The 19,823-nt window shown below is 60.3% G+C and carries 15 protein-coding genes; 2 read left to right on the top strand and 13 right to left on the bottom strand.

The features are described from left to right. Window position 1 precedes the first annotated feature (1 nt). The 4 genes from urtD to urtA form a co-directional block, all read right to left on the bottom strand. On the bottom strand, window positions 2-757 hold the full coding sequence (urtD, locus tag ACPYOP_RS24845) for an urea ABC transporter ATP-binding protein UrtD (protein ID WP_481412940.1): 756 nt from the start codon (window positions 755-757) through the stop codon (window positions 2-4). 4 nt (window positions 758-761) lie between these two features. Then, window positions 762-1,922, bottom strand: a complete 1,161-nt coding sequence (gene urtC / locus ACPYOP_RS24840) for an urea ABC transporter permease subunit UrtC (protein ID WP_481412939.1) — start codon at window positions 1,920-1,922, stop codon at window positions 762-764. Beyond that, window positions 1,919-3,544 (bottom strand): urea ABC transporter permease subunit UrtB, encoded by a 1,626-nt coding sequence (gene urtB, locus ACPYOP_RS24835; protein ID WP_481412938.1) that lies wholly within the window; start codon window positions 3,542-3,544, stop codon window positions 1,919-1,921. Before urtB ends, urtC begins: the two co-directional genes overlap by 4 nt. 73 nt (window positions 3,545-3,617) lie before the next feature. After that, window positions 3,618-4,907: an urea ABC transporter substrate-binding protein gene (urtA, locus tag ACPYOP_RS24830; RefSeq protein WP_481412937.1), complete on the bottom strand. Its 1,290-nt coding sequence runs from the start codon at window positions 4,905-4,907 to the stop codon at window positions 3,618-3,620. A 229-nt stretch (window positions 4,908-5,136) separates the two neighbouring features. Between urtA and ACPYOP_RS24825 the strand changes: the two genes are divergently transcribed. Continuing rightward, complete coding sequence (locus ACPYOP_RS24825) at window positions 5,137-8,526, top strand: hybrid sensor histidine kinase/response regulator (RefSeq protein WP_481412936.1); 3,390 nt, start codon at window positions 5,137-5,139, stop codon at window positions 8,524-8,526. Beyond that, on the top strand, window positions 8,519-9,442 hold the full coding sequence (locus ACPYOP_RS24820) for a response regulator (RefSeq protein WP_481412935.1): 924 nt from the start codon (window positions 8,519-8,521) through the stop codon (window positions 9,440-9,442). Before ACPYOP_RS24825 ends, ACPYOP_RS24820 begins: the two co-directional genes overlap by 8 nt. A 151-nt stretch (window positions 9,443-9,593) precedes the next feature. Here ACPYOP_RS24820 and ACPYOP_RS24815 read toward each other — a convergent pair whose 3' ends face one another. From ACPYOP_RS24815 to ACPYOP_RS24775, 9 genes are all read right to left on the bottom strand, one after another. Next, window positions 9,594-10,565, bottom strand: a complete 972-nt coding sequence (locus ACPYOP_RS24815; protein ID WP_481412934.1) for a 2-hydroxyacid dehydrogenase — start codon at window positions 10,563-10,565, stop codon at window positions 9,594-9,596. A 159-nt stretch (window positions 10,566-10,724) separates the two neighbouring features. Further along, window positions 10,725-11,846: a branched-chain amino acid ABC transporter substrate-binding protein gene (locus ACPYOP_RS24810; RefSeq protein WP_481412933.1), complete on the bottom strand. Its 1,122-nt coding sequence runs from the start codon at window positions 11,844-11,846 to the stop codon at window positions 10,725-10,727. Window positions 11,847-12,033: 187 nt separating this feature from the next. Next, window positions 12,034-12,387, bottom strand: coding sequence for a DUF6867 family protein (locus ACPYOP_RS24805; protein ID WP_481412932.1), 354 nt, complete (start codon window positions 12,385-12,387; stop codon window positions 12,034-12,036). Between the two features lie 24 nt (window positions 12,388-12,411). Beyond that, window positions 12,412-13,140: an ABC transporter ATP-binding protein gene (locus tag ACPYOP_RS24800; RefSeq protein ID WP_481412931.1), complete on the bottom strand. Its 729-nt coding sequence runs from the start codon at window positions 13,138-13,140 to the stop codon at window positions 12,412-12,414. Then, the gene (locus tag ACPYOP_RS24795) at window positions 13,140-14,012 is read right to left on the bottom strand and encodes an ABC transporter ATP-binding protein (RefSeq protein ID WP_481412930.1); all 873 of its coding nucleotides are present in this window, start codon (window positions 14,010-14,012) and stop codon (window positions 13,140-13,142) included. Before ACPYOP_RS24795 ends, ACPYOP_RS24800 begins: the two co-directional genes overlap by 1 nt. Further along, the gene (gene livM, locus ACPYOP_RS24790; protein ID WP_481412929.1) at window positions 14,012-15,403 is read right to left on the bottom strand and encodes a high-affinity branched-chain amino acid ABC transporter permease LivM; all 1,392 of its coding nucleotides are present in this window, start codon (window positions 15,401-15,403) and stop codon (window positions 14,012-14,014) included. The genes ACPYOP_RS24795 and livM overlap by 1 nt, the downstream gene beginning before the upstream one ends. A gap of 4 nt (window positions 15,404-15,407) precedes the next feature. After that, window positions 15,408-16,310, bottom strand: coding sequence for a branched-chain amino acid ABC transporter permease (locus tag ACPYOP_RS24785; RefSeq protein ID WP_481412928.1), 903 nt, complete (start codon window positions 16,308-16,310; stop codon window positions 15,408-15,410). Window positions 16,311-16,618: 308 nt separating this feature from the next. Then, window positions 16,619-19,045, bottom strand: coding sequence for a GcvT family protein (locus ACPYOP_RS24780; RefSeq protein WP_481412927.1), 2,427 nt, complete (start codon window positions 19,043-19,045; stop codon window positions 16,619-16,621). A gap of 219 nt (window positions 19,046-19,264) precedes the next feature. After that, entirely contained in the window at window positions 19,265-19,819 is a 555-nt protein-coding gene (locus ACPYOP_RS24775) for a sarcosine oxidase subunit gamma (RefSeq protein ID WP_481412926.1), read from the bottom strand. Window positions 19,820-19,823: the final 4 nt, after the last annotated feature.

Here is a 19,823-nt window from a genome sequence, read left to right as displayed (position 1 = left end):
CTCACCGCCCCAGATAATTCTCGATCACCTTCGGATCGCTGCTGACGAAATCGATCGATCCTTCCGCCAGAACCGATCCCTCGGCCAAACACGTCACCTTGACGCCGAGATCGCGGATGAAGCCCATGTCATGTTCGACCACCACGACCGAACGCGTCTTGGCGATCTCTTTCAACAGCACCGCCGTTTCGGCCGTCTCCGCATCCGTCATGCCGGCCACCGGTTCATCGACCAGCAGCAACTTCGGTTCCTGCGCCAGCAACATGCCGATTTCCAGCCACTGCTTCTGGCCGTGGGAAAGATTGGCCGCCAGTTCGTCCCGCCGATGCGAGAGCCGCACCGTCTCGAGGATTTCCTCGATGCGATCGCGATCGGCAGGCGTCAGCCGATAGAAGAGCGTCGCGAAGACACCGCGATTGCGGTTGAGCGCCAGCTCGAGATTGTCCCAGACGGTATGGCTTTCGAAAACGGTCGGCTTCTGGAATTTCCGTCCGATGCCGAGTTGGGCGATGTCGGCCTCGTCCTTCTTCGTCAGGTCGATCAGGCCGTTGAAGAACACCTCGCCCTCGTCGGGCCGCGTCTTGCCGGTGATGATGTCCATCATCGTCGTCTTGCCGGCGCCGTTCGGGCCGATGATGGCGCGAAGCTCGCCCGGCTCGATGACGATCGACAGCGAATTCAAAGCCTTGAAGCCATCGAAGGATACGGAGACATTGTTGAGATAGAGCATGCTGTTGGGTTTGATGTCCGGGATCATGGTCCTACTCCGCCGCCTGCACGGACTGTTGGGCGTCATCCTTCGCAGCTTTCGGCGGCGGGCTTGCCGGCGTGCCTTTCCCGCCGAGATATTGCGCGATGGTGCCGACGATGCCCTTGGGCAGGAACAGCGTCACCGCGACAAACAGGCCGCCGAGCGCAAACAGCCAGAACTCGGGAAACAGGCCGGTGAAGACAGTTTTGCCGCCATTGACGAGGATGGCGCCGATGATCGGGCCGATCAGGGTTGCGCGGCCGCCGACGGCCGTCCAGATGACGACTTCGATCGAATTGGCCGGCGCGAACTCACCGGGATTGATGATGCCGATCTGCGGCACGTAGAGCGCGCCGGCAATCCCCGCCATCATCGCCGATACGACAAAGACGAAGAGCTTCATGTGCTCGACGCGATAGCCGAGGAAACGCGTCCGGCTTTCGGCATCGCGCACGCCCACAAGCACTTTGCCGAATTTCGACCGCACGATGGCAGAGGACAGCATCAGCGCCAGCGCCAGGAATACCGCCGTCACCGCAAAAAGCACGGCGCGCGTGCCGTCGGCCTGGATATTGAAGCCGAGAATATCCTTGAAATCGGTCAAGCCGTTATTGCCGCCGAAACCCATGTCGTTGCGGAAGAAGGCAAGCAGCAGCGCATAGGTCATGGCCTGCGTAATGATCGACAGGTAGACGCCGTTGACGCGCGAGCGGAAGGCAAACCAGCCGAACACGAATGCGAGCAGGCCTGGCGCGATGAGGACCATGAGCATGGCGAACCAGAAATGATCGAAGCCATGCCAGAACCACGGCAGCTCCTTCCAATTCAGGAAGACCATGAAGTCGGGCAGGATCGGATTGCCATAGGTACCGCGCGAACCGATCTGCCGCATCAGATACATGCCCATCGCATAGCCGCCGAGCGCGAAGAAAGCGCCGTGGCCAAGCGAGAGAATGCCGCAATAGCCCCAGACCAGATCCAGCGCCAAGGCGAGCAGCGCATAGGTCAGGTACTTGCCGAACAATGACATCAGGTAGGTGGGTACATGCAACGCGCTCGTTTCGGGCAAGGCCAGATTGGCGAGCGGTACCAGCACCGCCACGGCAAGCAGGATCGCGATGGCGATGCTGATACGCCGGTCGAGTGAGCGAAGGATAAAGGCCGTGATCATGCTTCCACCGCCCTTCCCTTGAGGGCGAAGAGCCCGCGCGGACGTTTCTGGATGAAAAGAATAATAAGGACGAGAACGAGGATCTTGCCGAGCACCGCCCCCGCATAAGGTTCGAGGAACTTGTTGAGGATGCCGAGCGAGAAGGCGCCGACGAGCGTTCCCCAGAGATTGCCAACGCCGCCGAACACCACGACCATGAAGCTGTCGATAATGTAGCTCTGGCCGAGGTTCGGCGAGACATTGTCGATCTGCGAGAGCGCGACACCCGCCATGCCGGCAATGCCGGAACCGAGCGCAAAGGTGAAGGCATCGACCCAGGAGGTACGTATCCCCATCGAGGAGGCCATGCGCCGGTTCTGCGTCACCGCCCGCATCTGCAACCCGAAGGCCGAGCGCTTCAGCAGCAACAACAAGGCGACGAAAACGCCAAGCGCAAAGACGATGATCCAGAGCCGGTTCCAAGTAATGGAGAGGTAGCCGAGGTCGAACGAACCGGACATCCACGAGGGGTTGCCAACCTCCTGATTGGTCGGCCCGAAGATCGAACGCACCGCCTGCTGCAGAATCAAAGAGATGCCCCAGGTGGCGAGCAGCGTTTCCAGCGGCCGGCCATAGAGGAAGCGGATGACGCCCCGCTCGATGACGAGGCCGACTGCACCCGTCACAACGAAGGCGACCGGCAGGGCGATCGCCAGCGACCAATCGAACAACTGGGGATAGGAGGTGCGGATAATGCTTTGAACGACGAAGGTCGAATAGGCGCCCAGCATCACCATCTCGCCATGCGCCATGTTGATGATGCCCATGACGCCGAAGGTGATGGCAAGGCCGATGGCAGCCAGAAGCAGCACCGAGCCAAGCGATAGGCCGTACCAGACATTCTGCACAGCATCCCAGAACTTCAACTGCTCCTGAATGCCGGCGATAGCGGCCGCGACATCCGGCTTGAGGCTGTCATCCACCGAAACTGCCGAGAGAATGCCGATGGCATCCCGGCCGCCTTCATTCTTGATCGTCTCGATCGCCGTTTTCTTGTCTCCCACGGGGCGATCCGAACCGAGCACGGCAACGGCCCTCGCCCTTTCGAGCACGCCGCGAATTTCTCCGTCCTTTTCGCTCTGCAGCGCGGTTTCGAGCGCCTCCAGCGAATCCGCGCTCGGGGCCTTCAAAATGGATTGCGCCGCCTCCAGCCGTGTCGCGCGATCCGGGCTCATCAGCGTCAAACCGCCGAGAGCCGCGCGAACTGCTCGGCGCAGATTGTTGTTGATCTTGATCTTGCCGAGATTGTCCTTGGCTTCCTGGCCAGCCGCCTGCCCGGTCAGCGGGTCTACCAGGTCCAGCATCTCGCCGGAGGACTTGGCGATGAAAACCTGATTATCGGATTTTCTTATATAGAGATCGCCGTCCGAGAAGGCCTGCAATGCCGGCACGACCTTGGGGTCGCCTGTTTTCGCCAGGTTTTGAACGATCTCGCCGGCCTTTTGGAAGTTGGCCTGGCCGAGCGAATTGATCAGGCCATGCGCATCCTCCTCGGCGCACAGGCTCGTGGCCGTCAGCGCCAGCACCAGGCAGAAGCCAGCGACGAGCGCCAGGGCCATGCGGTAAACGAATTTGTCGAACATTGGGCTTGTCCCCTCAAGCTGCCGCGGGCAGAGAAGCCTGCCCGCGGCGGTCTTGCGTCATCTCGGCTGGAAATCAGGAACCCTTGCCGCCGCACTTGCCGGTGGAAACGTTGAAGTTGCCGCAGTTCATCGGCATGCGCCAATCCGAGATCAGGTCCTTGCTGTCGGGCAGGTAGTCGGACCATTCCTTGCCGACCACGGCGGGGGTCTGCGACACGACGTCGAACTGGCCATTTTCCTGCACTTCGCCGATCAGAACCGGCTTGGTGATGTAGTGGTTCGGCATCATGGTGGCGGTGCCGCCGGTGAGGTTCGGAACGGAAACGCCGACGAGCGCGTCGATCACCTTGTCCGGATCGGTCGTGCCGGCCTTCTCGACGGCCTTCACCCACATGTTGAAGCCGATATAGGCGGCTTCCATCGGGTCGTTGGTCACGCGCTTGTCGTTCTTGGTGTAGGCATGCCATTCCTTGATGAAGGCGGCATTGGTGGGTGTATCGACCGATTGGAAGTAGTTCCAGGCGGCGAGATGCCCGACCAGCGGCTTGGTGTCGACGCCGGCCAGTTCCTCTTCGCCAACGGAGAAGGCGACGACCGGAATATCCTCAGCCTTGACGCCCTGGTTGCCGAGTTCCTTGTAGAAGGGAACATTGGCATCGCCATTGATCGTCGAGACGACAGCGGTCTTCTTGCCAGCCGCGCCGAAGGCCTTGATCTTGGAGACTTCCGTCTGCCAGTCGGAGAAGCCGAATGGCGTGTAGTTGATGATGATGTCCTCGTCCTTGACGCCCTTGGACTTCAGATAGGCCTCGAGGATCTTGTTGGTCGTGCGCGGATAGACATAGTCGGTGCCTTCGAGCACCCAGCGCTGCACGCCTTCGTTCTTCATCAGGTAGTCGACGGCCGGAATTGCCTGCTGGTTGGGAGCGGCACCCGTATAGAAGACGTTGCGCTCGGACTCTTCACCTTCGAACTGCACCGGATAGAACAGGATCGAGTTCAGTTCCTTGAAGACGGGCAGAACCGACTTGCGCGACACCGAGGTCCAGCAGCCGAACACGGCAGAGACCTTGTCCTTCTGGATCAGTTCACGGGCCTTTTCAGCAAAGAGCGGCCAGTTGGAGGCCGGGTCGACGACGACGGGCTCGAGCTTCTTGCCGAGAACGCCGCCCTTTTTGTTCTGCTCGTCGATGAGCATCAGCATGGCGTCCTTCAGCGTCGTTTCCGAGATCGCCATGGTGCCGGAAAGCGAATGCAGGACGCCGACCTTAATGGTGTCGTCGGCTGCAAAAGCGCCGTGGAATGCGGTCGAGGACATGATGGCGCCAAGCAGCGCGCCGGAGACGAGAGTCTTGAATTTCATCTGTGGTTCCCCTCTTTTTGTCTGCCGCAACGGCCGGTAAGTGAAGATGACCGTTGCCTTTCGCGACTATCCGGCAGCCCTTCAGGAAACCACATACGTAATATGACGTAGGCGTCGGGGCGAAATGTGCAGCTTTGAGCACCCGTATGCCCTTAAGCACCGTATCGATCCATGTTACGACGTCTCTGAACTGCCGGAACTACCAGGGCGGGACTACTGAAGGGCAAGCATGGCTGCGCGGCAACGCATCATTCCAGTAAGACGTGAGTACAATCGCTGGGTCGCGAACCAGACGCTGGAAGACTATGCCCTGCGTTTCACCGCCAAGAGCGCGCGCCAATTCTCCTCGCAACGCATCTCGCAGACCGCGATCGGCGCCATTTCCTTCCTGGCGCTGGAGGCGATCGGCGGCACGATCACGCTTTCCTACGGCACCACCAACGCCTTTTACGCCATCATCGTCGCCAGCATCGTCATGTTGGCGATCGGATTGCCGATCAGCCGCTATGCCATCCGCCACGGCGTCGATATCGATCTCCTGACACGCGGCGCGAGCTTCGGCTATATCGGCTCGACCGTCACTTCGCTGATCTACGCCAGCTTCACCTTCATGCTGTTTGCGATCGAGGCGTCAATCATGTCCGGGGCGCTGGAGCTGACACTCGGCATACCCGTTTGGATCGGCTATATCATCAGCGCCGTCATGGTGATCCCGCTCGTCACCCACGGTGTCCGTCTCATCAGCCGGTTCCAACTGCTGACGCAGCCCTTCTGGATCGTTCTCAACGTCCTGCCCTTCGTCTTCATTGCCTTTGCCGACTGGGGTAAATTCGACCTTTGGCGCGCCTTTGCCGGTATTCATCATTCTGCGAGCGCGCCGGGCAGCGCCGCCCCCTTCGATCTGGTGGAATTCGGTGCCGCTTCCGCCGTCATCCTCGCTTTGATGTCGCAGATCGGCGAGCAGGCCGATTTCCTGCGCTTCCTGCCGCCGGACGGCCACCGCAAATGGCGCCATCGCCTGGCCATCTTCCTTGCTGGGCCGGGATGGGTCATCATCGGCGCGCCGAAGCTGCTGGCCGGCTCCTTCCTCGTCGTCTTGACGCTGACCTCCGGCGTGCCGGCCGATCGCGCCGCCGATCCCGCGCAAATGTATCTCACCGCCTTCGGCTACATGATCCCCTGGCATAATGCCGCACTACTGCTGATGGCCGCCTTCGTGATGATCTCGCAGCTCAAGATCAACGTCATGAACGCCTATGCCGGTTCACTCGCCTGGTCGAACTTCTTTTCGCGGCTGACGCACAGCCATCCCGGCCGCGTGATCTGGCTCGTTTTCAATGTCGCCATCGCGCTGCTCTTGATGGAACTCGGCATCTATCGGCTGCTGGAAGAGACGCTCGGCATCTTCTCGATCATCGCCATGGCCTGGCTCTGCACCATCTCCGCCGATCTCTTCATCAACAAGCCGCTGGGATTGGCCCCGCCCGGCATCGAATTCAAGCGCGCGCATCTCTACGACATCAATCCGGTCGGCCTCGGCGCAATGGCCCTATCCGCGACAATCTCGCTGATTGCCCATTTCGGCGCTTTCGGCTCGATCGCGGCTTCACTTGCGCCCTATATCACCCTGATCGTCGCACTCATCGCCTCGCCCGCCATCGCCTGGGCCACCAAGGGCAAATATTACCTCGCCCGCAAGCCTCGGCAGAGCTGGAAGAACCTGACGACCATTACCTGCTCCGTCTGCGAACATCCGTTCGAGCCGGAGGACATGGCATGGTGCCCGGCCTACGCCGCGCCGATCTGCTCGCTCTGTTGTTCGCTCGACAGCCGCTGCCACGACATGTGCAAGCCGAAAGCGCGGCTCAATACGCAGGTCGCAACCGTTGCCAGGACCCTGCTGCCGGAAAGCATCGTCGCAAAGCTCGCCACCCGGCTCGGCCGATACGGCATTGCCGTCGCCGTGGCACTGACCGCCGTGGGCGCAATCCTGGCGATGATCGCGCATCAGGTCGGCGCCGCCTCTCCCGAGACGGCCGCCGTCGTCAACCGCACCATTCTCATCGTCTTCTTCGTCTTTGCCGTCATCGCCGGCGTCGTCTGCTGGTTCTATGTGCTTGCCCATGACAGCCGCGTGGTCGCGGAGGAGGAATCCTCGCGCCAGAATACGCTGCTGCTGAAGGAAATTGCCGCGCACAAGAAAACCGACGCCGCCCTGCAGGGCGCCAAGGAAGCGGCCGAGGCGGCGAACCGCGCCAAGAGCCGCTATGTCGTCGGCCTGAGCCACGAATTGCGCACGCCGCTCAATGCTGTGCTCGGCTATGCGCAGATATTAGAGCGCGACGAGACCATTCCGGCGCCCCGGCAATCCTCTTTGAAGGTCATCCGCCGCAGCGCCGAGCATCTTTCGGGCCTGATCGACGGGCTGCTGGATATTTCGAAGATCGAGGCCGGCCGCCTGCAGGTCTATTCCAACGAAATCAACATCCACGACTTCCTCGACCAGATCGTCGACATGTTCCGTCCGCAGGCGCAGGCCAAGGGGCTGACCTTCTTCCATGAGCGCTCCGCCGCCCTGCCCGACTATGTCCGCACCGACGAAAAGAGGCTGCGCCAGATCCTCGTCAATCTTCTTTCCAATGCCATTAAATTCACCGATACCGGAACCGTTCGCTTCGAAGTGGCTTACCGCAACCAGGTCGCCACCTTCACCGTTTCCGACACCGGTCGCGGCATCGCCGCAAAGGACATCACCCGCATCTACGAGCCCTTCCAGCGCGGCGAGGCCGACAGCATAAGGCCAATGCCCGGCCTCGGCCTCGGTCTCACCATCACGCAATTGCTGACCAATACGCTCGGCGGCGAGATTTCCGTGACGAGCGAGAAAGATGTGGGCTCGACCTTCAAGGTGCGCCTGATGCTGTCTGCCGTGATCCGGCCGATGAAACCGCCGGCGCAGGAACAGCGTATTGCCGGCTACGAGGGACCGCGCCGCACTATCGTCGTCGTCGATGACAATGAGGATCATCGCGAACTGATGCGCGAGATCCTGTCGCCACTCGATTTCATCGTGCTGACCGCCGCCGGCGGTCCCGATTGCCTGACGCTGATCGAAGGCATCAAGCCGGATCTGTTTCTGGTCGATATCTCCATGCCGGGCATGAATGGCTGGCAGCTCGTCTCGCGGCTCAGAAAGAACGGCCAAACGGCGCCGATCCTGATGCTGTCGGCCAATATCGGTGATGCCGCCGCCGCGGCCGACAGCGACGACAGCCATAACGACGCCATCTCCAAGCCGGTCGACATCCGCCAGCTTCGCGACAAGCTTGCACTGCATCTCGGGCTGAAATGGCTTTATGCCGACGCCTCCGCCCCGGTCGCGCCGAAGCCGCCACCGCCGCTGAAGAGCCCGGGGATAGAGCATGTCCGCGAGCTGATGCGGCTCGGCGAAATCGGCTATATCAGGGGCATCGAGGCGAAGCTTGCTGATCTCGCCAAGCTGGACGAGAACAGGCCCTTCACCGACGCCTTGCGCGCTCATGTGCAGGCCTTCGATCTCGATGGTTTCCTGAACGTGCTGCGCACCTTCGACACTGAAAAGGTAGAACAGATTGGCTAAGCCCACCCTTCCCCGCGACATAGTCTTGCTGGTGGACGATTCGCCCGAGGCGCTCGGCTTCCTGACGGATGCACTCGAGCAATCCGGCTTCTCCGTGCTGATCGCCACCTCCGGATCGGCGGCGCTGAACATCGTCGAGCGCATCACGCCCGATCTCATCCTGCTCGATGCCGTCATGCCTGTCATGGATGGTTTTGAGACCTGCCGCCGGCTGAAGGCCAATGCGGGCATCGCGCAGATTCCCGTCGTCTTCATGACCGGGCTCACCGAAACCGAGCATGTGGTGCACGCGCTGGAATCCGGCGGCGTCGATTATCTCACCAAGCCGATCAATGTCGACGAGCTGCGCGCCCGTATCCGAGTTCACCTGCGCAATGCCCGCTCCGCCCAGAGCGCGCGGGTGGCGCTCGATGCCGCCGGCCGCCATCTCCTGGCCGTCAAGGGCAACGGCGCCATCCATTGGTCGACGCCGCAGGCAACCCGCCTCATCAATGCCGCGACCGGCAGCGACGACGGGCTTGATCTCGCCTCGAAACACATTGCCGCCTTCATGCTGGAACGGGAGCGGCTTGGGGCCGCACGCGACAATCTTCTTTCGATCAGCAATGGCGGCCAGGCGGCGTTGCAATTCACCTTCCTCGGCGCTATCGGCCCCGACGAATATCTGTTTCGGCTGACGGCGACCAGTCAGCGCGCCGACGACGAAGCCTTGCGCCAGCATTTCGCGCTCACGCAACGCGAATCCGAAGTGCTGCTATGGCTCGCCAAGGGTAAATCGAACCGCGACATCGGCGAAATCCTCGGCCTATCAGCCCGCACAGTGAACAAGCATCTGGAGCAGATCTATGTGAAGCTTGGCGTCGAAAACCGGGCATCCGCCGCCGTCAAGGCGGCGCATGTTCTGCACGAAGTGTAAGGGCAGGTCATTTCCCTTTCCTCCAAACGGCAGGGCAATCGCATGTGAAATGAGGTCGCTGCCGCGTTCGCCTTCTCCCCTCGGGGAGAAGGAACTTGCGGCGCCGATGTGCCTCAAATGCGATTGCCTCGCCTCTTGCCGGGAGAAACTATTAAGTCACCCGATCCGGCGGCTGATGTCCGGCAAAGAAGGCGGTGATATTGTCCACCACCTTCATACCCATCGCGGTGCGCGTCTCTTCCGTGGCGCTGCCGAGATGCGGCAGGAGCACGACATTGTCCATCGCCCGCAGGCGCTCGGGAACGTGCGGCTCGGCCTCATAGACGTCGAGGCCGGCGCCGCGGATCGTCCCCTGCTCCAGTGCTGAAATCAACGCCGCTTCGTCGACGACATCTCCCCTTGCCGTATTGATCAGAAAGGCACCGGGTTTCATGGCCGCGAAGCGGGCCGCATTCATCAGGTGGCGGTTTTCGGCGCCGCCTGGGCAATGCAGGGAGACGAAGTCCGAGATTTCGAGAACATCCTCCACCCTCTGCAATTGCACCGCGCCATAACGCGCGGCTTCCATCGGATCGATGGCGGAACGATTATGGAAGACGACATCCATGCCGAAGCCGAAATGACAGCGCTGTGCAAATGCCCTGCCGATGCGGCCGAAGCCGATGATGCCGACCGTCTTGCCGGTGACTTTGGTGCCGACGAGATGCGTCGGCCGCCAGCCGGTCCATGCCCCGGCCCTGAGCTCGCGCTCCCCTTCCCCACCGCGCCGGGCAACGGAAAGCAGGAGCAGCATGGCGATATCGGCAGTGCAGTCCGTCAGCACGCCAGGCGTGTTGGTGACGACGACGCCCTTTTCCTTGGCGGCGGCGATATCGATGTGATTGAAGCCGACACCGAAATTGCCGAGGATCCTCGTCCGGATCGCCTGACTTTCGAAGAATGAGGCCGGAAGCTTGTCGGAGACGGTCGGGAGAACCGCGTCATAGGTCAGCAGCGCCTCGCGCAATTGCGCCGAATCGAGCGCGACGTCGTCCTTGTTCAGCGTGACGTCGAAACGTTCCGAAAGCACGGTCTCGACCGCAGCCGGCCAGCGCCGGGTAACGAGAATACGGGGTTTGCTCATGCTGCCTTCCTCCTGCCGATACAAGGGCAGATTTAAAGCAGCTCTTGCACGAAGGGAACGGCGAACCGGCTTTGCGGCTATGAAAACGGCATGAGAAAAGCCCGGCCGATGGCCGGGCTCCTCTGATCATGAGCAATGCCTGAAAAGGCAGTGCAAAGATTACTTCGAGATTTCGTCGTAGTTGTACTTGCCGTCGGAACCCTTAGCCCACTTGTACATGACGTAGTCCGGACGGGTGATATCGCCCTTGGCGTTGAAGCCGAGTTCGCCGATGGCGGTCTTGAACGGACCCTTTGCCTTCAGAGCGTCGGCAACAGCCATCGGATCGTTGGAACCGGCAGCCTTGGCGGCGTCGGCGATAACCTGCAGAGCCGAGTAGGAGTAGAGCGTGTAGCCTTCCGGCTCATAGCCTGCAGCGCGGAACTTTGCGACGAGATCGGCGGAAGCCTTGTTCTTGCGCGGATCCGGCGCGAAGGTCATCAGCGTGCCGTCGACGGCGTCGCCGGCGATCGAGGCCAGCTCGTTCGAGACGATACCGTCGCCGGACATGAAGTGAGCCTTTACGCCCTGGTCGGCCAGCTGACGCATGATGAGGCCGGCTTCGGTATGCAGACCGCCGTAATAGACGAAGTCGACGCCAGCCTGCTTCATCTTGGCGATGAGGGCGGAGTAGTCCTTGTCACCGGGGGTGATGCCTTCGTAGAGAACTTCCTTCACGCCAGCGGCGTTGAGGTTCTTCTTGGTTTCGTCGGCCAGGCCCTGGCCATACGGGGTCTTGTCATGAACGACGGCAACCTTGGCGCCCTTGAAATTGTCGGCGATATACTTGCCGGCAACCTCGCCCTGCTGGTCGTCGCGACCGCAAGTACGGAAGGTGTTCCACAGGCCGCGTTCAGTGAACTTCGGATTGGTCGAAGCCGGCGTGATCTGCAGGATGCCGTTTTCGGCATAGACTTCCGAAGCCGGGATGGAAACGCCCGAGTTGAAGTGACCGATCACGAACTTCACGCCGTCAGCGACGAACTTGTTGGCGACCGAAACGCCCTGCTTGGCATCGGAGACGTCGTCGCCGAGTTCGATCTTGACTTTTTCCCCATTGATGCCGCCGGCCGCATTGATATCGGCAGCAGCCTGTTCCGCACCCTTCTGGAGCTGCGCGCCAAACGCAGCATTCGGGCCCGTCAACGGACCACCAACGCCAATAATGATGTCGGCCTTGGCAACGCCGCTGAACGCGATCATCGCCGACAAAGCCACCGCCGACAGAAGATACTTCTTCATATTGTTACTCCCAATTTTTGAGCGGGTTCCGTTCGATTTGCCCTGCGCGATACCCACCAATCATCACGCCGGTAACGCTTTGTATTTCCGAACTCTGGAAGCATGACCCTGCCATATGTCGTTTGCTTTATTGGGGGCAGGATGACGCTTTTTCTGAACGCAGACTGAGCCTAGTTTAGGCGCACTGTCAATTCTTCTTCTTCCAAGAAAAGGCCGAGGTCTTTTCATAGAGCCAGTAATAATTATTCACCATCTGGTCGGTACGCCGATACCGGTATCCAGCCGTCGCAAAGACGAGCAGAAGAACCACGTCAATGATGTAGATAGTGAGATCGAACACCGGCCCATCGAACAGCGCGTGATGCAGGAATTGCAGCGCAAACCCGAGCAGAAAGCTGTAAATCACCGCGAGCGGATAGCTTTCCCAGTTGGATGCGACAGCGCGGCCGGTGCGCCATGCCGTCCAGAAGCCGAGGATGACGATAACGGCGCGGATGACCAGGCGGCCGCCGGTATCGCTATCGAAGAGAAGTCCCTGCATGTCAAATTCTCCGCGAAACGAAACTCAATGATGTCCGCCTTCAAGATAGGCGGCGCGCACTTCCGGATTGGCGAGCAGTTCCTTGCCCGAACCGCTCATCGTCACACGGCCGTTGACCATCACATAGGCGCGGTCGGATAGCTTCAGCGCCGCAAAAGCATTCTGCTCGACAAGGAAGACCGTCAGCCCCTGGGTCTGGTTCAAGACCTTGATGGCCTCGAAGATGCCCTTGACGATCAAAGGCGCAAGGCCGAGCGACGGCTCATCCAGCAACAGCAGCTTGGGACGTGCCATCAACGCGCGGCCGATCGAGAGCATCTGCTGCTCACCGCCCGAAAGCGTACCACCGCGCTGCGACTGGCGCTCCTTAAGGCGCGGGAACAGCGTGAAGATCTTCTCGACGTCCTCATTGAAATGCCTGAGCTTGTCGAGGCTCGCGCCCATCTGCAGGTTTTCGTAGACCGTCATGCGCGGAAAGATGCGGCGGCCTTCGGGCGACTGGGCGATCCGAAGCCGCGCGATCTCGTGCGTCGGCATGTGGGTGATATCGCGGCCGTCGAAGGTGACCGATCCGGTGCGAGCCTGCGGGCTGCCGCAGATCGTCATCATCAGCGTCGACTTTCCGGCACCGTTGGCACCGATCAGGCTGACGATCTCACCGCTGTTGACTTCGATATCGACGCCGGCAAGCGCGCGGATGTTGCCGTAATAGGTTTCGACACCCGCGACCTTCAGAAGTGGTTGCCCCGCCATCAATTTTCACCCTCTTGGAGGTGTTCGACTTCGGCAATCACCTCTTCCACTTCCTCATCCTCGACACCCAGATAAGCGGCGATCACCCTTGGATCGTTCTTGACCTCATTCGGCGTACCGTCGGCGATCTTCTGTCCGTATTCGAGCACGATGACATGGTCGGAAATTTCCATGACCACCGACATGTCGTGTTCGATCAGCAGGATCGATGTGCCGAGATCCTTGCGGATGCTGCGCAAAAACTCGTTAAGAACCAGGGATTCGCGGGGGTTAAGACCGGCCGCAGGCTCGTCGAGGCAGAGCAATTCAGGTCCCGTGCACATGGCGCGGGCGATTTCCAGGCGGCGCTGGGCACCGTAGGAAAGATCACCGGCGGGATCGTCGGCGCGGTCGATGAGATCGGCCTTCTCAAGCCAGAAGCGCGCAAGCTCGATCGCATTCTTCGCTTCGCTGCGGTACCGGCCGATCCCGAGAAGACCGAGGATCGTATAGCCGGAAGCGCGCATCAGCTTGTTATGCTGCGCCACCAGCAGGTTCTCGAGCACGGTCAGGCCGGAAAACAGGCGGATATTCTGGAAAGTGCGCGCCACCTTGGCCTCGCGCGTGATCCGGAAATCCGGAAGCCGTTCCAGGAGATATTCCTTCCCGCTCTTCTGATTGAGCGAGATCATGCCCATCGTCGGCTTGTAGAAGCCGGTGATGCAGTTGAAGACCGTGGTCTTGCCGGCGCCGTTCGGGCCGATCAGCGCCGTGATGTCGCCGCGCTTCGCCTCGAAGGAGAAGTCGTTGATTGCCATCAGGCCGCCGAACTTCATCGACAGATGATCGACCCTCAGCAGGATATCGTCGGGGGTTGCGGTCACAGCGCTCATCAGCCGTGGCCCTCCTTGGTAAAGCTGCCTGCGACCGCTTTTCGCTCCTTGAGGAAGGCGGTCGGCTCACGCGTGCCGACAAAGCCACGCGGCTTGATGATCATCACGACCACCATGGCGAGCCCGAAGATCAGCATACGGTAAAGTTCCGGCGTAAAATCCTCGCCGAAGAAGAACTTGAGGAAGCCCATATAACGCAGCGCTTCCGTGCCGCCGATCATCACGATGGCCGCAATCGCAATTCCCCGCAGTGACCCCATGCCGCCAAGGACCACGATTGCGAGAATCACCGCCGATTCGAGGAACACGAAGGATTCCGGCGAAACGAAACCTTGACGAGCGGCAAAGAAGGAGCCCGCAAAGCCCCCGAACATGGCCCCCGTGGCAAAAGCGGTAAGCTTCGTCGTCACCGTGTTGATGCCGAGTGAACGGCAGGCAATTTCATCTTCGCGCAACGCCTCCCACGCACGCCCGATCGGCATGCGGCGCAGGCGGATGGTGACAAAGGCAGTCAGCATGCAGAGCGCCAGGATGACGTAGAAGAGAAAGATCTTGTACCAGGCCGTCGACATCGGCAGCCCGAAGGTGCGGACGAAATTGGTCGGATCCTTGATATCGAAAGTGTAAAGCCCGAACAGCGATGCTTTGGTGATGTTGGAGACGCCGAAAGTACCCTGCGTCACATCCGTCCAGTTGATCAGCACCATGCGGATGATTTCGCCGAACGCCAGCGTGACGATCGCCAGATAGTCGCCGCGCAGTCGCAGCACCGGGAAGCCGAGAATCATGCCCCAAAGCGCGGCAAAGATACCCGAAAGCGGCAGAAGCACCCAGAAAGACAGGCCGAAATGCGTCGACAGCAGAGCATAGGAATAGGCGCCGACCGCGTAGAAGGCCACATAGCCGAGGTCGAGCAAGCCGGCAAGGCCGACAACGATGTTCAGGCCCCAAGCGAGCATCACATAGATGAGAATCTGGATGCCGAAGTTATCGACGAAGACCAGCGACCCCTGTGGGCCACGGAGCGCCAGTGCGATGAACGGATAGACCAGCAGGAGAGCCAGCGCGATCCCGTTGAAATTCTTGGAAATGAAGCCCGGTTCCGCGACAACCGGCGGCGCCTTGGCCTTCACGGCCTTCCTGGCGCTGAGATAGGGTTGAACGAAAACCGTCATGACAAAGCGGCCGGCAGCCGCAATGGCGACGATGGATGCCAGCAGGCCCCAGCGCTGCACGATGATCAGCTTGTTGTCCATATTCTGATCGGTCCTCAGACCGATGTAGAGAACGAACATGCCGAAGGCGATCAGCGCGGTCCAGAAAGCGTCCGTAATCCCTTTCTGGACAAGGCCGGGCGCGGTCTTGCCTGCAACAAAATTTGAGTTTGCCATGACGTTATACCTTTTCGACTTCCGGCCGTCCGAGAATACCCGTCGGCTTGAAGATCAGCACGTAGGCCAGGATGCCATATGTTGCGACATCCTTGTACGCGATGGCGAAATTGCCCGACCAGAACGACTCGATAAGACCGATCATCAGGCCACCAAGGACTGCGCCAGGCAACGAACCGATGCCGCCGAGAACCGCCGCGGTGAAGGCCTTGACCCCCGGCACGAAACCGTCCGAAAAGTTCGCGACGCCATAATACATCAGATACATCGTGCCGGCGACGGCAGCTAGTGCCGCACCCATGATGAAGGTCACGGAAATGGTGCGGTCGACATTGATGCCGAGCAGAGCCGCCATCTTGCGATCCTGCTCGGTGGCGCGCTGGGCGCGGCCAAGCGCCGTCTTGTTGACCAGATACCAGAAGGCGGCCAGCAGCACGACCGTGATGATATAGATGACGATCTGCTTCAGCGACACCGAGACGCCGCCGAAATCATAGACATCACCCACCAGCGTCGGGATCGGCTTATTGCGCGGACCCTGAGCGACCTGGATGAAGTTCGACAGCACGATCGACATGCCGATTGCCGTAATCAGCGGCGCAAGGCGGAAAGAACCGCGAAGCGGCCGATAAGCGACCCGCTCGATCACCCAGTTCCAAAGGCTCGTCATCAGCATCGCGACGATAAGCATGACAAGCAACAGGATCGCCACCGGCAAGCCGGCGAAGAGCGAAACAAGGACGAGATAAGTGATGAGAGCGGCAAAACCGCCGAGCATGAAAACATCACCGTGGGCAAAATTGATCATGCCGATGATGCCGTAAACCATGGTGTAGCCGATGGCAATCAGGCCGTAGATAGACCCGAGAGTCAGCCCGTTTAAGAGCTGCTGGATAAAATAATCCATATGTCATTTCCCCTGGATGCGGCGTCAGTCCACCACATCTCTTATTACTTTTTTAGGTTCCTTCGCGAAGGCCCGTGGCCGCGATTCCATACTGTTTTCGAAGGAAATGTGAAGCCAAAAAGGCAAGAAATTGACAAATTCTTTTCAAATCGCTGTCCGCTGATGCGAATCCGACCAAAAATGACACAAAAGCGGCAGGTCCTGGCTCAAAAATAGCCAAAACCGCCTTGTGCCGCGCTCGCGCTGAAAAGGTTTCGTCAGCGGCGGATCCCACAAGGAGCCGCCGCTTGCCCGTAACTTGGCGTCTTTCAAGAGCGCATGCGGGCTCCGTCGGCGTCGAACAGCGGCTCGGCCTGCAGTTTCGCCGGCAGAAGCTCGCCGAGCAATTCGATCGACCATCCCTGCGCCTCGTCGGCGATTTCCTTCGGCACATAGCCGACGGCAACCGAAAGGCCGGAGCCGTGCGCATAGCCGCCCGACGTTACCCAGCCGCAGACGGCGCCGTTGTGATAGATCGGCTCGTCGCCGATGACATCGGCGTCCCAGGCCGAGAGAATGAAGGTGCGCAGCCGCAGTACCCCGCCTTCCGCCTTCTCCTTGGCTGCGGCCGCCTTGCCGACGAAATCAGCCTTCTTGGACAGCGCCACGAAGCGGTTCAGTCCTGCTTCCAACGGTCCATAAAGCGGGCGATATTCGCGCGCCCAGCTGCCATAGGACTTGTCCAGCCGCAGCGCATTCAATGCCCTCAGACCAAAGAGCCGAATGCCGAATTCGCTCCCCTCCTCCATCAGGAGATCGAAGATGTAGCGCTGATATTCCGGCTTCATCCAGATCTCATAGCCGAGATCGCCCGTGTAGGAGACCCGGCCGACGATCGCCGGCGCCATGCCGAGATTCATGCGGCGGATCGACATGAAGGGAAATTCTGCGGTGGAGAGATCCTGATGGGTCAGCTTCTGCATGAGCTTGCGGGCGTTCGGGCCGGCGATCGACAGGCCCAGCAGCGAAAGGCCGAGAGCTTGCAGTTCGACCGAACCATCCTTCGGCAGCAGGCTTTCGAACCAGCGCATGTGATAGGCTTCGGCGATGCCCGAGCCGATGAGAAGGAAATCCCCTTCGCCGAGTTTTGCCAGCGTGAAATCGCCGATGAGCTTGCCGTCGTGCTTCAGCATCGGCGCCAGCGTCATCCGGCCCACGGCCGGAATGCGGCAGGTCAGCAGCTTATCGAGGAAAGCTTCCGCCCCCGGTCCCTTGACCGAATATTTGGCAAAGCCCGAGGTCTCCATCAGGCCGACGCTCTCGCGCACCGCCTTGGCTTCGGCACCGACGACGTCGAAATCATTGGAACGGCGCCAGGAGAATTGATCGACCTCACCCTGCGGAGCAAACCACAGAGCCTGCTCAAGGCCATAGTAAGCGCCGAAAACGCCGCCGGCCTCCTTCAGCTTGTCATGGATCGGCGTCGTCAACAGCGGACGCGCAGCCGGCAGTTCTTCATTCGGATAGCGGATGGAGAAGCGGCGGGCATAGTTCTCGCGCACCTTGGCATTCGTATAGGCGAGCGTCGCATAGTCGCCATAGCGCGAGACGTCCATCGCAAAGACGTCAAAACCCGGATCGCCGTAGATCATCCAGTTGGCAAGCGCGAGCCCCACGCCGCCGCCCTGGCTGAAGCCGGCCATGACGGCGCAGGCCGACCAATAGTTCCTCAAGCCGCGCACCGGGCCGACAAGCGGATTGCCGTCCGGCGAGAAAGTGAATGGGCCGTTGATGATCTTCTTGATCCCGGCATTGTTGAAGGCCGGGAAATGGCGGAAGCCGACTTCCAACTCCGGCGTGATGCGCTCGATATCCTCGGCCAGCAGTTCGTGACCGAAATCCCAGGGCGTCGTCAGCGGCGACCATGGGCGACATGCCTTCTCATAGGTGCCCATCAGCATGCCCTGCCGTTCCTGGCGCAGATAGATCTCGCCATCGAAGTCGACGCAGTGCATCAGCTCCTTGCCCGTCGACTTGTTGAAGTCGATGACCTCAGACATGTCCTCGGTGATCAGGTACATGTGCTCCATCGCGAGCACCGGCAGCTCCAACCCCACCATACGGCCGACTTCCCGTGCCCAGAGGCCGGCGGCGTTGACGACATGCTCGGCGATGATCTCGCCCTGGTTCGTGATGACACGCCAGGAACCGTCCTCTCGCTGCACCAGCTCTTCCACCTTGGTGTGAAGATGGATTTCCGCACCGTTCTTCTTGGCGGAGCGAGCATAGGCATGCGTCGTACCATAAGGGTCGAGATGACCCTCGACGGGATCGTAGAGCGCGCCGACGAACTGATCGGGATCGAGAAGCGGCATCATCTCATGCGCTTCCTTCGGCGTCAGCAGCGTCGCTTCCAGGCCGTTGTAGCGGCCCTTGGCGAGAATGGATTTCAGCCAGTCGAAGCGCTGCGGGGTCGCTGCCAGCATCAGGCCGGAGGTCAGGTGCAGGCCGATGTCCTGACCGGAATATTCCTCGATCTCCTTATAGAGTTCGACCGTATATTTCTGCAGCTTGGCAACATTCGGATCGCCGTTGATCGTATGCATGCCGCCTGCGGCATGCCAGGTCGACCCAGATGTCAGCTCGGAACGCTCCAGCAGCACCACATCCGTCCAGCCGAATTTGGTGAGGTGATAGAGCACCGAACATCCGACGACACCGCCACCGATGACGACGACCTTGGCATGGCTTTTCATCTGGGAATCCCCTGTTTTCGGTACGAAGCCGCCGGGTGTCTTCCCGCGCGACCGACCGCATTTGAGAGGAAACCTAGAGACTATCCGGAAGGCCAAATAGCCCGAACTGCGAAACCGATATGTCTGTTTGCGCCATCACAATTGTTCGGATCGCGCCATCGGCTATCGGCGGCACAAGCCAGCCAGTGAACCACTCGGTCTCCGCCGTCGCGGAGCTTTTCAGTCGGCAAAACCAGCCGTCAGCGCGAACTCCCGCCCCATCTCCATGATCTCTTCGAACACGCTGCCGGCATAGGAGCGCGGCACGATGATTTCGAAACTATCGGAGCCGGTGCGGGCGACATTGGCGCTGACATGGCAGCACAACATGCTGGCCGACTGCCCCTCGGCGAAGACCTGCGGATGCAGATCGACCGCTACGCATTTGGCGAGAATACGACGCACGCTAGGGCCGGAAATGCGAAGCAGCACGCGGCCGTCGCTCTGCTCGAAGAAGGAAAGCCGGGCCGGATCGAGCTTGAAGAGATCCCGCGCCACGCTATCGGCGCCAAGCGTCCCCGACACGACAAGCCATTCCCTCGGTCCGACATCGCGGACGGATACGTCCTTGATCGCCTTCAGGCTCGCTAGAACGCCATCATGATCCCCGGCGCTGCCAAGCACGGAGAAGATGGCGGGACGGCGCACGACGATAAGATGATTCGGATTGGCGGCAGCCTCGAAACCGGAAATATGATCTTCCAGTACGTGCCTGTTCTGAAACGCGACGCTCATCGAT

It is taken from the genome of Rhizobium sp. KNZ2-6A (genome assembly GCF_056755475.1).
Note: the sequence above shows the minus strand (reverse complement) of the source record. Positions and strands in the feature narration are given on the sequence as shown.